Below are 18014 nucleotides of genomic sequence, written 5' to 3'. Positions count from 1 at the left end.
GCACGACATGAGACGAAACAGCTTTTCAAAGATGATGACGACGGCGGCGCTTGCGACGCTCGCGCTGTCGCTCGCCGCGTGCGGGGTGTTCAAGGAGTCGGGCTACGGCATCGGCGCGCAGGCCGAGCGAGCGGCGCTGATGCAGGCCGCGGCCGACAAGAACGCGACGCCCGACACGCCCGGCATGTATCTCGGCCTCATCGGCCGGATGCAGTCGCAGGGGCTCTATTTCGCGTCGCTCGCGCACATCGATGCGTACGAGAAGCAGTACGGCGTGTCGCCGGACACGATCCTGCTGCGCGCCGACGCGCTGCGCGCGACCGACCAGCCGGCCGCGAGCGCGGTCGCGTACAAGCAGCTGCTCGGCACGCCGCTCGCCGCGCGCGGCTATCGCGGGCTCGGCCTGCTGGCCGGCGCGTCGGGCGACTTCGACGCCGCGTCGCAAGCGCTCGCGCAGGCGGCGGCGCTCGCGCCGACCGATTCGCCGACGCTGTCCGATCTCGCATACGCGCGGATGCGCGGCGGCGACGTCGCGCTCGCGCGCGTGCCGCTGATGAAGGCGGCGGAGCTCGACCAGAACAATCCGAAGATCCTGAGCAACCTCGCGCTCTTCCTGCTCGCGACCGGGCAGACGCGCGACGCGCTCGGCCTGATGAATCAGCTGAAGCTCGCGCCTGCGGTACGAACGGAAATCCGCAACGACGCGGCGAAGATCGCGGCTGCGTCGCGTGCGCGGCAACGCGCGCTCGCGCGCCCGGGCGCGCCGAATGCGGCGGGCCAGACAGGGGCGGCGGGGGCGGCGGGAGCCGCCGGTGCGGCGGGGGCCGGTGCCGGCGCTGGCGCGATCGGCATCGTCGGCGCAACGGGTGCGATGGGTGCGGCAGGTGCGGCGGGCGGCAAGGGGGAGGCGACCGTCGCGGGAGCGCCCGCGCCCGTCGCGTCCGCTTCCGCGTCGGCCTTCGAGCCGACGGTGCCGCTCTTGCAGCGATTCTCGCAATGACAGACGTGACACGGAGCCGATATGACGACGCATGACCAAACCAAGACCGCCGCGGCCCGCTCCGGACGCGCCCGCGCGCTGCGCGCGGCGACGCTCGCGGCCGCGCTCGCGGCCGCGACGGGCGCGGCATGCGCGCAAGCGCCTCAATCGCCTCAAGCGCCTCAATCGCCGCAAGCCGCGACGCCGCCCGCATCGGAGATTGGCCATGCGACGCAGACGTGGTTCGAATTGCAGGCGAGCAACCGCGACGCGGCGCCGTCGCAGCCGATGATCGGCGAGGCGGCGTCGCTTGCGTACGCACGCTATATCGAGTCGTTCAAGACGAAGATCCCGGCGTTCTACGGATCGGCGGCGGGCATGGGCGGCGGTGGCGGTGGCGGCGGGGCGGACTCCCTTCTCGCGCCGGCGTCGCATTCTCAGTGAGGGCCGCATGCCGTTAGCTCGCCGTTTCGCCGAACGCCGATCGTTCGCTCGCGGGCGTCGGCCGATCGCGCGCGAACGCGGCGCGTTCGCCGTCGTCGCGGCGGTCTGGATGCTCGTCGCGATCGCGGCGCTCGGTGCGATCGACATCGGCAACGCGTTCTTCGTGCGCCGCGACTTGCAGCGGGTTGCCGACATGGCCGCGCTCGCCGCCGCGCAGAAGATGGACAACCTGTGCGCGCGGCCGAACGCCGCCGCCGCGGCGAACGCGAGCTCGAACGGCTTCGATCCGGCGAAGAGCGGCAACACGCTCGCGGTCGCGTGCGGGCGCTGGGACACGCAGAGCAACGCGGGGCCGAGCTACTTCAATACGGCGTCGACGCCGCTGAACGCGGTGCAGGTGACGGCGACGCAGAGCGTGCCGTACTTCTTCCTCGGCCCGTCGCGCACGGTGAGCGCGATATCCACCGCGAAGGCGACCAACATCGACCAGTTCACCGTCGGCACGACGCTCGCGAGCCTGCAAGGCGGCCTCGTGAACAACGTGCTGAACGCGTTGCTCGGCGCGAATCTGGGCTTGAGCGTGCTGTCGTATCAGGCGCTCGCGTCGACGCAGATCAAGGTGGGCGACCTGATGGCGGCCGCGAACGTGCTGACCGTCAACGAGCTGCTGTCGACGCAGGTGACGGCGGGGCAGTTCGCGCAGCTGATGCTGACCGCGCTGTCGCGCACGCAGGTCGTGAACGCGAACCTGCAGGCGAGCGTCGCCGCGTTGCAGGCGATCGTCGCGGCGAATCTCGGCGGCGGGAAATTCAGCATCGGCAGCCAGTCTGGCGGGCCCGGCGTGTTCGCGCTCGGCCTGTCCGACACGCAGGCGGCGGCCGACGCGAAGATCAACGTGTTCGACGCGCTGATGGTTTCGGCGGAAGTCGCGGCGGCGGGCCAGCCGGCGGTGAACGTCGCGACGGGGCTGCAGCTCGCGGGGCAGGGCGCGACGCTGATGTTGCAGGTCATCGAGCCGCCGACGATCGCGATCGGCGAGGCGGGAACGGACCCGAAGACGGGCGCGTGGCGCACGCAGGCGAACAATGCGCAGATTCGGCTGTATCTGAACGTGGGTGTAGGCACGGCGGGTTTGTTGCCGACCGGCGTGCTGTTTCCGGTTGCGGCGCTCGTGAGCCTCGTTGAAGGCCTCATTCAGGTCAATTTGAATCTGCCGCTCACGTTGCAGGTCGCGACGGGCTCGGCATGGCTTCAGTCGACGAACTGCGCGGCGACTGCCGCGTCGAGCAGCGCGACGATCACCGTGCAGCCGGGCCTTGCGAACCTGTGCATCGGCGACGTGCCGACGAATCTTCCCGCGCAGCAGACGTTCGCCTGCAACGTGCCCGCGACGCTCGCGACGCTCGGCGTGCTGAACGCGCCGCTGCTGCAGATCAAATCGGCGCTCGCGTTGCCCGTGGTGGTGCCGCAGTCCAATGCGGCGACGCTCACGTTCAACGGCGTGACGGGCGACGCCGACGACTATCAGACGACGAATTCGAACGCGGTGGGCTCGGTGCTCTCGAACGCGCTGTCGGGCGCCGCGCAGTCGCTGACGGGGCCGAACGGCCTGACGCTCTACGTGTTCGGCCAACCGGTTGCGGTCGGCAGCATGCTCAATCCCGTGGTGTCGCTGCTGCTGAGCCAGCTCGGCCCCATGCTGAATTCGCTCGACCAAGTCGTCGTCCCGCTCCTGAACCTGCTGGGCGTGCAGGTCGGGGCGGCGACGGTCCACAACCTGGCGCTGACCTGCGGCACCGCGCAAACGGTTTATTGAAGAAGTCACGATAACGATGAGAAACACGAACGCAATCGAAGGACTCGACCTGTACGTCTGGGAGGGCAAGGCCGACATCGTCGACCGGGTCGCGCGCTGCATGTCGAGCTTCGAAGTCGAGGTGATCCGCGCCGACAACGAGGTCGTCTCGCCCGAGCGGACCGCGATGCGCCCGTCGCTCGCGATCATCAGCGTCACGATGATCGAGGCCGGAGCGGCGTTCCTGCGCAGCTGGCAGGCGGACATCGGCATGCCGGTGGTCTGGGTCGGCGCCGCGCGCGATCACGATACGTCGCTGTACCCGCCCGAGTATTCGCATATCCTGCCGCTCGATTTCACGTGCGCGGAGCTGCGCGGCATGATCTCGAAGCTCGCGGTGCAACTGCGCGCGCACGCGGCGAAGACGCTCGAGCCGAGCACGCTCGTCGCGCATTCGGAGTGCATGCAGGCACTGCTGCAGGAAGTCGACACGTTCGCCGATTGCGACACGAACGTGCTGCTGCACGGCGAGACGGGCGTCGGCAAGGAGCGGATCGCGCAGTTGCTGCACGAGAAGCACTCGCGCTACTGCATGGGCGAGTTCGTGCCCGTGAACTGCGGCGCGATTCCGGACGGCCTGTTCGAATCGCTGTTCTTCGGGCACGCCAAGGGCTCGTTTACGGGCGCGGTGGGCACGCACAAGGGCTACTTCGAGCAGGCGGCGGGCGGCACGCTCTTTCTCGACGAAGTCGGCGATCTGCCGCTCTACCAGCAGGTCAAGCTGCTGCGCGTGCTCGAGGACGGCGCGGTGCTGCGCATCGGCGCGACGGCGCCCGTCAAGGTGGATTTCCGGCTCGTCGCGGCGAGCAACAAGAAGCTGCCGCAGCTCGTCAAGGACGGCTTGTTCCGGGCGGACCTATACTACCGGCTCGCGGTGATCGAGCTCAGCATTCCGTCGCTCGAGGAGCGCGGCCCCGTCGACAAGATCGCGCTGTTCAAGTCGTTCGTCGCGTCGATCGTCGGCGAGGAGCGCCTCGCCGCACTGCCGGAGCTGCCATATTGGCTCGCCGAAGCGGTCGCCGATTCGTATTTTCCGGGCAACGTGCGCGAGCTGCGCAACTTGGCCGAGCGCGTCGGCGTGACGGTGAGGCAGACGGGCGGCTGGGACACGGCGCGGCTGCAGCGGCTTGTCGCGCAGGCGCGCAGCGCCGCGCAGCCGGTGCCGGCCGAGAGCGCGCCCGACGTGTTCGTCGATCGCAGCAAGTGGGACATGGCCGAGCGCAGCCGCGTGATCGCCGCGCTTGACGCGAACGGTTGGCGTCGGCAGGATACCGCGCAGCATCTCGGGATCAGCCGCAAGGTGCTGTGGGAAAAGATGCGCAAATATCAGATTTTCGACGAGGAGCCCGAAGCCAGGGAAAGCGAATGAAGCAGGGCTGCGACGCAGCCGACCAACATGCATTCGAATAACGACAACACATCGAAGCAGGAAAAACATAATGAGCCACATACGGGGAATGGGGCGCGTCTTCGTCGCGATCGCGGCGGCGGGCGGCCTCAGCGGCGCGCATGCGCAGGCATTGGGTAGCGCCGGCGGGGCGTTGCAGGCATCGCCGGCGTTGACCGTGTCCGCCGCGCCGGTGCCGGCGGCGGCCGTCTCGGCGAGCGCCGTCGTCAATCTGTCGGCGCCCGGCGCAACGGCGGCCGCGAGCGCCGACGCGAACGGGGCGAGCACGATCGACGAGCTGCAACGGCAAATCCAGGCGCGCGAACTGACCGAGATGCGCACGACGTACAACGGCAGCTACGGCGCGAGCCTGCTGCTCAACGTCGACGAAGGCACGTACTTCGTCGCGCTGTTTCAGCAAAAGGCGTTCTGGCGCGTGATCAAGACGGCGAGCGACGCGCGTGCGGAGGCGGTCTACCGCGATTTCGCGAAGCAGTCGGAGACTCTCGCGGTCAACGAGCTGCAGGCCGCGAAGCTCGAGTCGCAGAAGGCGCAGGCCGACCGGCAGATCGCCGCCGCGCAGGAGCGGGCGAACCGGTTGCAGGCCGATCTGAACATCGCGCGCGAGCAGCGGGCGGCCGTCGCGAGCCGGCAGAAGGACAAGCTTGACGAGACGGTTGCGCTGCGCGATCAGCGCAACGAGCGGCAAGATCAATTGCGCAAGCTGCAACAGCAAGTGCGCTCGCTGCAACGGCAGGCCGACGCTGGATTGCCGAAGGCGCGTTGATCGCAAATGGAGCGGGGCGGAGCCGGACGGCTTCGCTTCGCGCAAGCGCCGGCTTTCGCGGCGGCGCGAGCTCGCGACGCTCGATGTGAAGCGACGCTCGACGAAAAAAGGGCAAGCCGCGATGAACGGCTTGCCCTTTTTGTTTGGACGGAGTCGGCTTATTGACCGTCCGTCGGCCCGAGCGAGCGGCGGCGGCGCGTGACGATCACGGGGCCGTTGCCGTTGCGCTCCTGTGCGCCGGACGGCGTCGACACGCCATCTTGCGGCTCGCGCGGCGCGCCGTACGATTCGCGGGGTTCGCGCGGCTCGCGGGAGCCGTAGCCGTCGCGGGGTTCACGGGAGCCGTAGCCGCCGTCGCTGCGTTCGCGTGCGCCGTAGCCGCCGTCGCCACGGGAATCGCGGGAGCCGTAGCCGCCGCCGTCGCCGCGGGATTCGCGTGCGCCGTAACCGCCGCCTTCGCCGCGCGGCTCGCGGGAGCCGCCGTGCGAGCCGTACGGACCGTGGCCGCCGCCTTCGCGCCCGCCGGGGCGACCGCCGCCATGGCCGCCGCCCGGACGCGGGCCGCGCGGGCCGCCCGGACGGGAGCCGCCCGTATCGAGCTGAATCGTCGAAATGGCGCGTTTATAGATGCCTTGCAGGCCGACGGGCGTGCGCAGCATCACCAGATACTGGTCGAACGACTCGATGCATCCCGTCAGGCGAATGCCGTTGACGAGATAAATTTCGACGCGCTTGCGTTCCTTGCGCGCGGCATTGATGAAGTCGTTTTGCGGATGGGATTCTGCAGGATTGGCCATTAAAAAGCGGCAGGTGCCGGCGTCAATTAAGAGTTATGCGTTTCGCCGCATGCGAACTTACACAGCGTTTGGCGGGATTTTACCCTGTTCGAACCCGATGCGCGCGCGAGCGTTTGTGTCTAACCGTTACCCACTATAGACGGTCCGGGCGATTTGCGCGATCCGTCCGATCGGCCAGTGCGTGTTTGCGCGCACTTCCGTTACGTCGCGTTACAGCTCTCGCAAGGCCGTTTCACCTGGCGGCGGACGGGGCGGCTACAGTCCATGCATGAAGTCGGCAGAGCCGGCGAAACGAGGTGACGAACATGAAAAAGTTACTGACGAGCATGATGCTGGGCGTCGCGGCGCTCGCCGCATCGGGTGCCGCGACGGCGGGCGGTGTCGATCTGTCGATCGGGGTCGGCGTGCCGGTCGCGCCCGTGTACGTGGCGCCGCAGCCCGTCTACGTCGCGCCGCAGCCCGCCGTCGTCGGATATCCGGCGTACGGGTGGCGCGGCGACGATGACGAAGACTACTGGAAGCACGAGCGCAAGCACTGGCGCAAGTGGCACCGCCATCACGACGATGACGATTGACCCTGCGGGCGGCCCGGCCGGGCAGGCCGGTCGCCGTGCCGACGCAGCGAAGCGCCGCGCGGGCCGCCAAGGCCGCGCGGCGTTTTTCATGGGCGCCCGTCTTGGCGATTCGTGACGAAACGATGACGGCTCAGAACTTGTACTCGGGATTCTTCGGATCGAACGCCGTTTCGTCGAACGACTTCGGCGTGATCCTCTCGAACACGACCTTCTCGAACACGTGCCCGTCGTTGTCGTACGACTCGACGGTGCGGAAATACGGCTGCCGCAGATCGAGCCCGAGCGTTTCCTTCTTCGCGTAGAACTGCGGCCGGCCGCCGGGCGTCTCGTAGGTGAGCGCGACGACGCGCACGCCCTTGATCGTTTTCGCCTCGACGTGCGTCGGCTTCAGCACGCCCGCTTCGCGGTACTTCTTCGCCTCGCTCAAATACAGGTTCGCGACGAACTCGGTGCCGAGATCGCGCACCTGGTGGTTCGACTGCGCGCGCGAGAGGGCGCCGTCGAGCGCCGTCCACATCGGCACCTTGCCGAGCAGGCCGCCCAGGTGGCCGTACATCTCGTCGGCGCGCTTCGTCGAGTCGTAGATCACTTCCTGGCCCGAGTGCGCGCTGTCCGGCAGCCACTTCGCGTACACGCGCAGCGGCCCGCGCGTCACCTTGACGAGCATGTGATCGGGCGTATCGGACCATTTGCCGCTGAGGCGCTCCTGGCGCAGCATCGTGAATTCGTACGACGAGTAGCCGATCGGGCCCGCGGCGACGTACTCGGGCACCGTCTGCGGATCGAGCGACTTGAAGAGCGCGGTGAGCGTTGCGTCGTCGAGCTTTTCGAGCGCGCCTTCGCGCGCGGCCGTGCGCAGCCAGCGCGCCTGCTGGTCGACGGGGAGCTTCGCGACCTTCGCGAGTTCGGGCGCAAGCGCGGCGTCGGGCGCGCCGGATTCGACGGCGGCGTGCGCGTCGGCGCCTGCGCTTGACTGCGCGTGCGCGGCGCCGCCGGCGAACCCGAGCGCGAGCGTAAGCGCGAGTGCGCTCACGGCCGAAGCGGCGACGAGCCGGCGCCGCGCGAATCGCGTTCGCTGTGACGAAGATGGGTGCTGCGGTGACGCGTGTGACATGCATTCCTCCCAGAACGCGTTCGAAAATTCGTGTGGCCGTGCCTCGGTTGGCCGAATCAATGCCGCGCCGACGGATTCGCCGGCGCTTTCGCGAGCTTCGCGAGTTCCTCGTCGCGCAGCGCGCGGCGCAGGATCTTGCCGACATTGGTCTGCGGCAGCGCGTCGCGGAATTCGACCGCCTTCGGCATCTTGTAGCCCGTCAGGTTCTTGCGGCAGTGCACGAGCACGTCCTCGACCGTCAGCGACGCGTCGCGCGGCACGACGAACACCTTGATGCGCTCGCCGTGCACGGGATCGGGAATGCCGATCGCCGCCGCCTCGCGGATGCCCGGATGCGACACGAGCACGTCCTCGATCTCGTTCGGATAGACGTTGAAGCCCGACACGAGAATCATGTCCTTCTTGCGATCGATGAGGCGGATGAAGCCGCGTTCGTCCATCACGCCGATGTCGCCCGTCGCGAGCCAGCCGTCGGCGTCGATCACCTTCGCGGTTTCGTCGGGGCGCTGCCAGTAGCCGCGCATCACCTGCGGGCCGTGCACGCATAGCTCGCCCGATTCGCCGACGTTCGCCCACGCGCCGTCCTCCTTGCGAAAGCGCACGATCGTCGACGGCGCGGGCAGCCCGATCGAGCCGCTGAACGCGCGCTTCTCGTTCGCGTCGTACGGGTTCATCGTGACGATCGGCGAGCACTCGGTGAGCCCGTAGCCTTCGACGATCGGGCAGCCCGTCACCTGCTCGAAGCGCTCGGCGACCGCGCGCTGCATCGCCATTCCGCCCGCCATCGCGAGCTTGAGCTTCGAGAAGTCGCGCTTGCGGAATTCCTCGTTGTCGAGGAACGCGTTGTAGAGCGTGTTGATGCCGGTGATGCCCGTGAAGGTTTCGTGGCGCAGGATCTTCATCATCATCTTCGTGTCGCGCGGATTCGCGATCAGGATGTTGCGACCGCCGAGGCCGAGGAAGATGAACGCGTTCACCGTCAGCGAATAGATGTGATAGAGCGGCAGCGGCGTGAGCACCGTTTCGACGTCGCCCGTCAGTTGATCCTCGATCCACGCCTTCGCCTGCAGCAGGTTCGCGATCAGGTTGCCGTGCGTGAGCATCGCGCCTTTCGCCACGCCCGTGGTGCCGCCCGTGTACTGCAGGAACGCGAGGTCGTCGCGCTTGAGCGCGACGGGCGCCGGCGCCTTGCGCGCGCCGGCGGCGAGCGCCGCGCGCAGGCGCACGGCCTGCGGCAGCCGGTACGGCGGCACGAGCTTCTTCACGTGCTTGAGCACGAAGTTGATCAGCCGGCCTTTCGGATTGAGGCCGTCGGCGAGCAGATCGCCGAGCGCGGTCACGACGACGTGCTTGATCTGCGTTTCGGGCAGCGCGTCCTCGAGCGTCTTCGCGAAATTCTCGAACACGACGATCGTCTGCGCGCCGCTGTCCTTCAGCTGATGCGTGAGCTCGCGCACCGTGTAGAGCGGGTTGACGTTCACGACGATCGCGCCCGCCTTCAGCGCGCCGAACAGCGTGACCGGATACTGGAACGTGTTCGGCAGCATGATCGCGACGCGGTCGCCGGGTTTCACGCCGAGGCTCTGCAGGTACGACGCGAACGCGGCCGCCTTGTGCGCGAGCGCCGCGTAGGTGAGCCGCGCGCCCGCGCTGATGAACGCGACGCGCTCGGCGTAGCGCGTCGTGCATTCGTCGAAGTACTGGGCAAGCGATTCGTACTGCGTGACGTCGATGTCGTGCGGCACGCCTTTCGGGTACGACGCATGCCAGATGCCGTCGGTGTTCGGTGCTTGCGTGTGGGCGCGGGCGGGCGCAACGGGGGCGGTCATCGCTTGTCTCCTGAATCGCTGAATCGTTATGATGGGCCGACGCGCGGGCGTCGAAGGCGCGATGCGCGGTGCGCCGCGCAGTCGGGGTGGGCGATCGGGCGGGGCGTCGGATCGCGACGCGCCCGGCGCCGCCGCGCTCGGCCGCGTGCCACGCGGCCGATGCTCGCAGCGTTGGACCTCGATCAGGTCGCGTGGGTTTCGTGCGCGGCCGCGACGATGGGCTCGGCCGCGATCGGTTCAATGCACGGTGCGGCGGCAGCCGCAGCGGCGGTCGGCATCGGCGCGGCGGGTGTCGCAGCGGCCGACGTCGGCGGCGCGGGGTTCGGCGCGGGCGCCGAAATGGCGGCCGGCGCGATCTCCGGTGCGGCGGCGGGCGCGGACGGCGCGATGGCGGCAACGGCGGCGGCTGCCGCGCCTGCCGCCGCCGCCGGCTCGGCCGGATGCGTCGCGTCGGCCGACGCCGCAGCGCCGTCGAGCACCGACGCGAAGATCGTGAGCTGCGCCGTGTCGGGCATCGGCGCCTTCAGCGCGGCGACGATCAGCGACGACAGCCGCGCGATCATTTGCACGTCGTTCATCGAGCGGCCTTGCGTGAATTCGTCGATGAGGCTTTCTGTCTCCGCGCCCGCGAGCGCGCCGGACAGCGCGCCGATCGCGTAGTGCAGCCGCCAGCCGAGCTCCGCGCGCGGCAGGTTCGGCAGCGCGCGCTGGAACGCGTCGAAGAAGCGGCCGGCGACGCTCGCGTAGTGCGCGGTCAGGAAATTGCGCACGAACGCCGACGGATCGGTGTACGCGCGGCCGATGAGTCTGAGGAATGCGCGGCCGCCGCGTTGCGGATCGCGCGACGCCTGCAGCGCCGGAATGAACATCGCGCCCAGCACGTGCTCGCACGTGACGTGCGGGCCGAGTTGCGCGTCGAACCGATCGAGGATGCGCAGGCGCTCCTCGTTCAGCTGATCGAGGCGCCGCGACAACATCGCGTGGATGAGCGCTTCCTTGCTACCGAAGTGATAGTTGACCGCGGCAAGATTCACCGCTGCGCGCGATGTGATTTGCCGCATCGACATCGCTTCGAAGCCATGCTCGATGAAAAGATCTTCGGCCGCATCGAGGATGCGCGCCTTCGTCCCGCCGGATTGCCGGCTGGCCTGTCGAACTGCCATGTTCCGCCTCCCTTGCCGGTTTCCCGGTACGCGAACAAGCGATTCAAATCTGTAATTGAAACAGCTGTTTTCATTAAGATAAAAAGCGGTGCGGGGCGGCGGCAAGCGTTCTTTATGGACAAATTCCTCTAGAGCGTTCAGTGCAATGCAGCATGAATCACGCGCCGCGCGCAGTACGGCGCGCGCTTGCGCAATGGTGCGCCGCCGCGTGCGGGCGCTATCCCGTCGTCGGGCTCATCGCGGCCGCCTGCGTCATGTCGATCCCGCGTCGCTCGCGGCTGAACACAATTAAAACGCAGATGACGACGGCGACGATGCCCGCGACCGTCGCGAGCGCCATGCTGTAGTCGTTGCCGTGATTGACCGCGAGTTGCGCCTGCATCGTCGCGTTGCCCGACGCGAGCAGATTGCCGAGCTGATACACGAAGCCGGGGAAGGTCGCGCGAATCTCGTCGGGCGAAATCTCGTTCAGATGCACGGGGATCACGCCCCATGCGCCCTGCACCGAGATCTGCATCAGGAATGCACCGGCGGCGAGCGCGAGCACGCCGGTCGAGAACGCCCAAAGCGGCAGCACGGGCAGCGAGATCATCGTTGCGATGAAGATCGCGCGGCGGCGGCCGATGCGCTCCGACAGCCAGCCGAACGTGAGCCCGCCGACGATCGCGCCGATGTTCAGCACGATCGTGATCCCCGACACCGTGTGCGGATCGAAGTGATGCTGTTCGCGCAGGAATGTCGGATAGAGATCCTGCGTGCCGTGCGAGAAGAAGTTGAACGCGGTCATTAGCACGACTGCGTAAATCGACAGCTTCCAGTTCTGCTTGAGCGTCTCGACGAGGCTCGGGCGCGCGCGCTTTTCCATCTGCTTCCACGCGGGCGACTCGGGCACTTTCGCGCGCACGTACAGCACGAGCAGCGCGGGCAGCACGCCGATCATGAACATGCCGCGCCAGCCGATGTACTGGTAGAAGAGGCCGAAGACGATCGACGCGAGCAGATAGCCGCTCGGGTAGCCCGCCTGCAGCAGGCCCGACACGGCGCCGCGCGCGCGCGTCGGGATCGTTTCCATCGTCAGCGCGGAGCCGACGCCCCATTCGCCGCCCATGGCGACGCCGAACAGCGTGCGCAGCACGAGCAGCGCGGCCAGGCTCGGCGCGAAGCCGGACGCGAGCTCGAGCAGCGAATAGCATGCGATGTTGATCATCAGCGTCGGCCGGCGGCCGAAATGATCGGCGAGGCGGCCGAAGATCAGCGCGCCGATCGGGCGCGCGGCGAGCGTCAGCGTGATCGCGAACGCGACGGCGGGAATCTTCGTGTTGAATTCGGCGGCGATGTCCTTCAGCACGAAGACCATCAGGAAGAAATCGAATGCGTCGAGCGTCCAGCCGAGGTAGGCGGCGATCGTGACGTTGCGTTGTTCCCGGGTCCAGCTCATGGTCATGGCGGCGGTCTCCTCGAGGGAAAGCGCCGTCGTGGCCCGCACCGTCCGGCTGGCGCTGCGCGCAGGCGGTAATGCGAGTGTACGCCGCTCATCGCGCGCGTGAGGGCTCTGAACGATCCGATCCGGATTTATCCCTATGAAATACCTTGTTGCCCAGGACGTAACCGATGTGTGCGCCGCATTCGTCACGTCGAGCTCATCGCGTCGCGCCGCATCGCGTCGAGCGAACGGCGCGGGATCGCCCGGCTGCGCGTGCGAACCGGCGCGATTCGCCGCGGTTTTCGCGATGCGGCGGGCGATGCTAAGGTAGCGCCGTCCTCTTTCTTTCATGTGCTTACAGATGGATTCGGATTCGCAAGCTCTCCCGGCGCTGCCGGTTCTCGAAACCGATCGCTTGTGGCTGCGCCCGCGCATGCTCGCCGACCTCGACGCATGCATCGCGATGGATCGCGATCCGGACGTGACGCGCCACATCGCCGGTCCGTGGAGCGATCCGCTCGAGCATCGCCGTTTCGTCGAGCATCGGATCACGCGCGCGTATCCGCCCGGCCTCGGCTATTGGTCGATCTTCGAGAAGGCGCGGCCCGAGCGCTTCGTCGGCTGGACGCTGCTGATTCCCGATTTCGCCGAAGGCGGTCGCGACGTCGAGATCGGCTGGCGCCTCGTGCGCGAAGCATGGGGGCGCGGGATCGCGAGCGAAGCCGCGCGGCGCGTCGTGCGGCACGCGTTCGAGACGGTCAGGCTGCCGCGCATCGTCGCGGACATCGCCGCGCAGAACGACGCGTCGCTGCACGTCGCGCGCAAGCTCGGGATGCGGCGCGTCGGCATCGTGCAGGACGGCATCCCGTACGTCCGTCACCGGCTCGAGCGCGCGGACCTCGCGACTCTTTCGACTGTCGCGGCTCGCCGCTGACGCCCGGGTGCCGCCGCGCGCGCCGCGCACCGTGCGGCAGTACGCATGGCGCAAGCCTCGGGGGCAATGCGGTATTAACGCGAGCGCCGATCCCATGTATCGTTGCCGACATCCTATTCGGGAGTCCCACCATGACGATCGGCCACGACGTGCATCTCATCCCCGCCAAGCTCGACGCGCTGCGCCCGACGCAGATCACGGTCGGGTATCGCGAAGTGAAGGCGAAGCGCAAGCACTGGAAATCGCTCGGCAAGAAGGCGCGCAAGGCCGCGATCGATTCGCACTGGTTTCCGGCCGTGTTGGGGCCGGGCGGCGAGTACTTCATCACCGATCATCATCATCTCGGGCTCGCGCTCATCGAAGAGGGCGTGACCGAGGTGAGGGCGATGCTGCTGAAGGATCTGTCATGGCTCGACGAAACGATCTTCTGGCGGATGATGGAGCACAACCAGTGGGTGCATCCGTTCGGCACGAACGGCGTGCGCCATGACTACGCCCGCTTGCCGAAGTCGCTCGTCGGCCTGAACGACGATCCTTACCGCAGCCTGGCGGGCGAACTGCGCACGGCGGGCGGCTACGCGAAGGACGCGACGCCGTTCAGCGAATTCCTGTGGGCCGATTTCCTGCGCCCGAAAATCGCGCTGACGCAGATCCGCAAGGATTTCGCGACGGCGCTCGAAGCGGCGCTCGGCCACGCGCACACGCAGGAGGCGCGCTATCTGCCGGGATGGTCCGGCGTGATCGCGGCGCCGCGCTGAGCGCCGCGTCCTCATTCGATCGACGGACAACGAACACGGAGCGCGCATGGACTCTCGTACGAAGCGTATCGACGCGCCGCCTCAGCAGGCCGAGCATTTCGCCGCGCTCGACGCGCCGCCCGCGCCGCGCGGCCGCCGCACGGCGCTCGACGCACTCGCCGGGCTGTCGATCGCGGGCCTGCTGATTCCCGAGGCGGTCGCGTACGCGGGGCTCGCGAACCTGCCGCCGCAGGCGGGGCTCATCGCGCTGCTGGCCGGGCTCGTCGTCTATGCGATCGCGGGCAGCAGCCGTTTCGCGATCGTGTCGGCGACATCGTCGTCGGCCGTCGTGCTCGCCGCGACCGTGATTTCCGAGGCCGGGCCGAACGTCGCCGCGCAACTTCTGTTAGCGGCCGCGCTCGTCGCGACGACGGGCATCCTGTTCATCCTCGCGGGCGCGGCGCGCCTCGGCGGCATGTCGGATTTCATCGCGCGCCCGGTGCTGCGCGGCTTCACGTTCGGTCTCGCGCTCACGATCGTAATCAAGCAGTTGCCGAAGATCCTCGACGTGCCGATCCACCACAGCGATACGCTGCGCTTCACGTTCGACCTGCTGCTCGGGATTCCGAACGGCAACGTGCACAGCGCGGCGCTCGGCGCGACGGCGCTCGCGATCCTGTTCGCGCTCGGGCGGCGCTCGCGCGTGCCGGCGACGCTCGTCGTCATCGTGCTCGGCATCGCGGCCGGCTATTGGATCGACTGGCATCGCTACGGGATCGCGGTCGTCGGCACGATCGACCTGCAGAATCTCGCGTTCGGGATGCCGGTGCTCGGCCGCTCCGCATGGATGCAGACGGCCGAGTTCGGCTTCGCGCTGATGCTGATCCTGTACGCGGAGTCGTACGGGTCGATTCGCAACTTCGCGCTCAAGCATGGCGACGCGATTTCGCCGAACCGCGATCTCGTCGCGCTCGGCTGCGCGAATCTCGTCTCCGGGCTGCTGCACGGAATGCCCGTGGGCGCCGGCTATTCGGCGACGTCGGCGAACGAGGCGGCGGGCGCGCAGACGCGCATGGCGGGCCTCTTCGCGGCGGCCGTGATCGCGCTGATCGTCTGGCTGCTGCTGCCGCAGCTCGCGCGCATCCCGGAGCCCGTGCTCGCCGCGATCGTGATCTTCGCGGTCAGCCATTCTCTGCATCCCGAAGTGTTCCGGCCGTACTGGGCATGGCGTCGCGACCGGATCGTCGTGATCGCCGCGCTGTCGGCCGTGATCGTGCTCGGCGTGCTGCACGGCCTGCTCGCCGCGATCGGCGTGAGCTTGCTGCTGACGCTGCGGCAACTGTCCGAGCCGAACGTGAGCGTGCTTGGACGGCTGCGCGAGAGCCACGATTTCGTCGACGTGTCGATGCACGAGGATGCGAAGCCGATCCCGGGCGTGGTGATCGTGCGGCCGGAGGCGCAGCTCTTCTTCGCGAACGCGGAGCGCGTGCTGAACATGGTGCGGCATCTCGCGCGCGATGCGCAGCCGCCCGTGCACACGGTGATGCTGAGCCTCGAGGAATCGCCCGACATCGACGGCACGACGATCGAAGCGCTGAAGACGTTCGCCGCCGAATGCGACGCGCGCGGCTGGCGCCTCGTGTTCGTGCGCCTGAAGCCGAACGTGCTGCGCGTGCTTCAGCGCGCGGCCGACGGAGCGCTGCGGGCGGGCGCGCTGTCCGAGCTGAGCGTCGACGAGAGCCTGCAACTGCTGGCGGCGGGCGAGCCGCAGCATGCGTGATGCGTCGGCGGCGTCCGCCGCCGCGCGTGCATGGCGCCGATGCGCGCGGCGCGATCGTCGCGCCGGCCGATCGTGTCGCTCCGTGCCGCTTCGTGTCGCCCCGGTTCGTTTGTGCATCGCGCCGGCGGCCGCTCGGTTCGTCCGTTCGCATGCCTCGCGCTTACGGCGCCCGTCGGCGCCCGTCGGCGCGCGAGCGCAAGCGTCACAGTGTGGCCGCGCGCATGCCCGGCCGCACCGCGCGCAATTCGGAGAACGGCACGCGTGACAGATCGAGCAGCGTTTGCGTCGTCGCCGCGATTTCGCGGTGCAGGCGCACATAGTCGATCTTCTCCGCGGTCGTCACGCCGTCCGTAGTTGAGGAGATACGTCGGGCCCGTGATGACGTTGATCGTCGGCACGCGCCCGCGGCCCCAGAAATACTGGCCCTCGCCGGGCCAGGCGGCGTCGTCGGCGCTGCCGCCTCCGTTCGGATTGAGCGGCGGCATCACGAACGCGGGCGCGGCGTTCGCGCGGCGCACCAGCGCGTCGGCCGCGTCGACGAGCGCGGGCACGGGCGGCATGAAGAGCGCCGCCGGCTCCGCGCGGCCGGTCGGCGCGAGCGCGCCGCGCGCATTCGGCAGCTATTCCTGCGCACCCAGATGCTCGATCGTGACGACGCACGCGATTCGCGCGACGAGCCCGTCGTGCGCGTGGCGAGCGAGGAAATCCTCGATGCCGAGCCCGCCCGCGAAGTGCCCGCTCGACAGCATGATCGTGCGCGGCAGCGCCGCGCGGGGCAGGCGGTACAGGTACTGCGCGATCGCGACGATCGCGTTCGGGCCGTTGTCCTCGATTCCGTTCGTGCCGTCGGTGTGGCTGTTGACGACGGTCAGCTCGTCAGTCGCGCCGGGGATGATGCCGATCAGGTTGCGCGTTTGCACGCGCTCGACGCTCGCGTCGAGCGGCAGCCTGAGCGTGGCGCCGCGCTTCGCGAGCGTGACGAGCTTTGCGCCCGTCGCGCGATCGACGAACAGGCCGGGCGCACGTCGCGGCCGGCCGTCGTACGGTGCATAGAGCCTGGTTGTCTCGGCGGCGGACGTGTCGGCGATCATCACGACGCCGCCGCGCCCGCCGCCTGCAGCGCGTCGAGCATCGCGGTGAGCGCGCCGAGCATGAAGCTCGTGCGCACGTACGGCGCTGACGGCGGGAACGCGTTGTCCGGATCGAACACGCGCAGCGCGCGCTCGCGGAAGAACGCGTCCGGCTTGCCGGCTCGCGCCGGGTCTCGGATTCGTGTGCTGAAAGTGCGTCGGGCGCGTGATCGTTATACGAATGGGGGCGGCGAAGATCAAATGTGATGCGCCGGTAAAGCGACATGGCGCGCGCTCCGCGGCGGGCGCAGGCGCGTTCGGACGCGGATCGGCGCACGCTTGCGAATTGCGCCGACCGTCGTGCGCGGCGCTCGGCAACGCGAGCATGCGTTCGTGCCATTGCGAGCGCCGCGCGCATCGGATGTGCCGTGTGGGCGACGTGAAAGCGTTTCGTTGATTGTCCCGAGCGAGGTCGCGTGACGGGCCGGCTCGGCCGGGTTCAAAGTGGAGCGAAGAGCGGACGAAGAGGACGCAAGGACGGAGCGACACGGACGCGCGGCGATGAAGCGGCGACGATCGCGATGGCGTCGCATGCGCGATGCATGCCGCCGATATCACACGAGACGCGATCGAACGGCGCGGCGTGTGCGAGAAACAAAAAACCCCGTACGCGATGCGTTACGGGGTTCGTTGTTTTGCTCGATAAGAGATGGTGCCCAGGAGAGGACTCGAACCTCCACGGTGTTGCCACCGCTAGGACCTGAACCTAGTGCGTCTACCAATTCCGCCACCTGGGCACTGCTGCATCGAGCAAGACCGCTATTTTAGACGTCTTATGAATTCTGTCAACAGAAATTTAGGGAGAGACCAAAAATTCATTGAAGACAGTTTTCACGAGACATGGGCAGCCTCACACAAAAAGAAAAAGCCAGCGCAAGCTGGCTTTTTCGAATCTGGTGCCCAAGAGAGGACTCGAACCTCCACGGGGTTACCCGCTAGTACCTGAAACTAGTGCGTCTACCAATTCCGCCACCTGGGCAGGTGCGTGTGCTGCAAAGACCGCAATTATAGACGGTCGAATGAGCCTGTCAACACTTTTTCATCGTGCGCGCAGGGCGCGGCGCATCCCGCGCAACACGC

At 68.1% G+C, this 18014-nt stretch carries 14 protein-coding genes, 2 tRNA genes and 1 pseudogene; 9 read left to right on the top strand and 8 right to left on the bottom strand.

Annotation, left to right across the window (positions count from 1 at the left end; all coding sequences use genetic code 11):
- Window positions 1-7: 7 nt before the first annotated feature.
- The 5 genes from WT60_RS11490 to WT60_RS11470 all read left to right on the top strand — a co-directional run bounded on the left by WT60_RS11490 (window position 8) and on the right by WT60_RS11470 (window position 5452).
- Entirely contained in the window at window positions 8-1000 is a 993-nt protein-coding gene (locus tag WT60_RS11490; RefSeq protein WP_060355995.1) for a tetratricopeptide repeat protein, read from the top strand.
- 21 nt (window positions 1001-1021) lie between these two features.
- Entirely contained in the window at window positions 1022-1423 is a 402-nt protein-coding gene (locus WT60_RS11485; protein ID WP_060355996.1) for a DUF3613 domain-containing protein, read from the top strand.
- A gap of 7 nt (window positions 1424-1430) precedes the next feature.
- A complete protein-coding gene (locus WT60_RS11480; protein WP_060355997.1) occupies window positions 1431-3239 on the top strand; it encodes a TadG family pilus assembly protein in 1809 nt (602 codons plus the stop codon).
- Window positions 3240-3255: 16 nt separating this feature from the next.
- On the top strand, window positions 3256-4647 hold the full coding sequence (locus WT60_RS11475) for a sigma-54 dependent transcriptional regulator (RefSeq protein WP_059575121.1): 1392 nt from the start codon (window positions 3256-3258) through the stop codon (window positions 4645-4647).
- Between the two features lie 88 nt (window positions 4648-4735).
- A complete protein-coding gene (locus WT60_RS11470) occupies window positions 4736-5452 on the top strand; it encodes a DUF2968 domain-containing protein (RefSeq protein WP_060355998.1) in 717 nt (238 codons plus the stop codon).
- A gap of 158 nt (window positions 5453-5610) precedes the next feature.
- Here WT60_RS11470 and hfq read toward each other — a convergent pair whose 3' ends face one another.
- Entirely contained in the window at window positions 5611-6249 is a 639-nt protein-coding gene (hfq, locus tag WT60_RS11465) for an RNA chaperone Hfq (protein ID WP_060355999.1), read from the bottom strand.
- A gap of 305 nt (window positions 6250-6554) precedes the next feature.
- Between hfq and WT60_RS11460 the strand changes: the two genes are divergently transcribed.
- Window positions 6555-6824, top strand: a complete 270-nt coding sequence (locus WT60_RS11460) for a PXPV repeat protein (protein ID WP_038743343.1) — start codon at window positions 6555-6557, stop codon at window positions 6822-6824.
- Window positions 6825-6954: 130 nt separating this feature from the next.
- Here the strand turns inward: WT60_RS11460 and WT60_RS11450 are convergent, their stop codons facing one another.
- The 4 genes from WT60_RS11450 to WT60_RS11435 all read right to left on the bottom strand — a co-directional run bounded on the left by WT60_RS11450 (window position 6955) and on the right by WT60_RS11435 (window position 12374).
- On the bottom strand, window positions 6955-7938 hold the full coding sequence (locus WT60_RS11450) for a DUF1571 domain-containing protein (RefSeq protein WP_060356000.1): 984 nt from the start codon (window positions 7936-7938) through the stop codon (window positions 6955-6957).
- Window positions 7939-7994: 56 nt separating this feature from the next.
- Window positions 7995-9767, bottom strand: a complete 1773-nt coding sequence (locus WT60_RS11445; RefSeq protein ID WP_060356001.1) for an AMP-binding protein — start codon at window positions 9765-9767, stop codon at window positions 7995-7997.
- Window positions 9768-9949: 182 nt separating this feature from the next.
- Complete coding sequence (locus WT60_RS11440; RefSeq protein ID WP_060356002.1) at window positions 9950-10930, bottom strand: TetR/AcrR family transcriptional regulator; 981 nt, start codon at window positions 10928-10930, stop codon at window positions 9950-9952.
- Window positions 10931-11147: 217 nt separating this feature from the next.
- The gene (locus tag WT60_RS11435) at window positions 11148-12374 is read right to left on the bottom strand and encodes an MFS transporter (protein ID WP_038743205.1); all 1227 of its coding nucleotides are present in this window, start codon (window positions 12372-12374) and stop codon (window positions 11148-11150) included.
- 340 nt (window positions 12375-12714) lie between these two features.
- Here WT60_RS11435 and WT60_RS11430 point away from each other — a divergent pair, with 340 nt between their 5' ends.
- The 3 genes from WT60_RS11430 (at window position 12715) to WT60_RS11420 (ending at window position 15804) form a co-directional block, all read left to right on the top strand.
- Complete coding sequence (locus tag WT60_RS11430) at window positions 12715-13287, top strand: GNAT family N-acetyltransferase (protein ID WP_038743203.1); 573 nt, start codon at window positions 12715-12717, stop codon at window positions 13285-13287.
- A 131-nt stretch (window positions 13288-13418) separates the two neighbouring features.
- Complete coding sequence (locus WT60_RS11425) at window positions 13419-14045, top strand: ParB-like protein (RefSeq protein WP_060356003.1); 627 nt, start codon at window positions 13419-13421, stop codon at window positions 14043-14045.
- Window positions 14046-14091: 46 nt separating this feature from the next.
- Window positions 14092-15804 carry a SulP family inorganic anion transporter gene (locus tag WT60_RS11420; protein WP_038743199.1) on the top strand — a complete coding sequence of 571 codons (1713 nt, stop codon included), beginning with the start codon at window positions 14092-14094 and terminating at the stop codon, window positions 15802-15804.
- A 202-nt stretch (window positions 15805-16006) separates the two neighbouring features.
- Here WT60_RS11420 and WT60_RS11415 read toward each other — a convergent pair.
- The 3 genes and pseudogenes from WT60_RS11415 to WT60_RS11400 all read right to left on the bottom strand — a co-directional run.
- Window positions 16007-17041: pseudogene (locus WT60_RS11415) on the bottom strand (PA domain protein); the annotation flags it as partial.
- 543 nt (window positions 17042-17584) lie between these two features.
- Window positions 17585-17671 (bottom strand) — tRNA-Leu (locus WT60_RS11405).
- 157 nt (window positions 17672-17828) lie between these two features.
- A tRNA-Leu gene (locus WT60_RS11400) sits at window positions 17829-17913 on the bottom strand.
- Window positions 17914-18014 lie beyond the last annotated feature (101 nt).

The organism is Burkholderia sp. MSMB617WGS, assembly GCF_001532025.2.
GTDB lineage: Bacteria > Pseudomonadota > Gammaproteobacteria > Burkholderiales > Burkholderiaceae > Burkholderia > Burkholderia savannae.
This window is presented reverse-complemented; position numbering and strand designations above follow the sequence as displayed.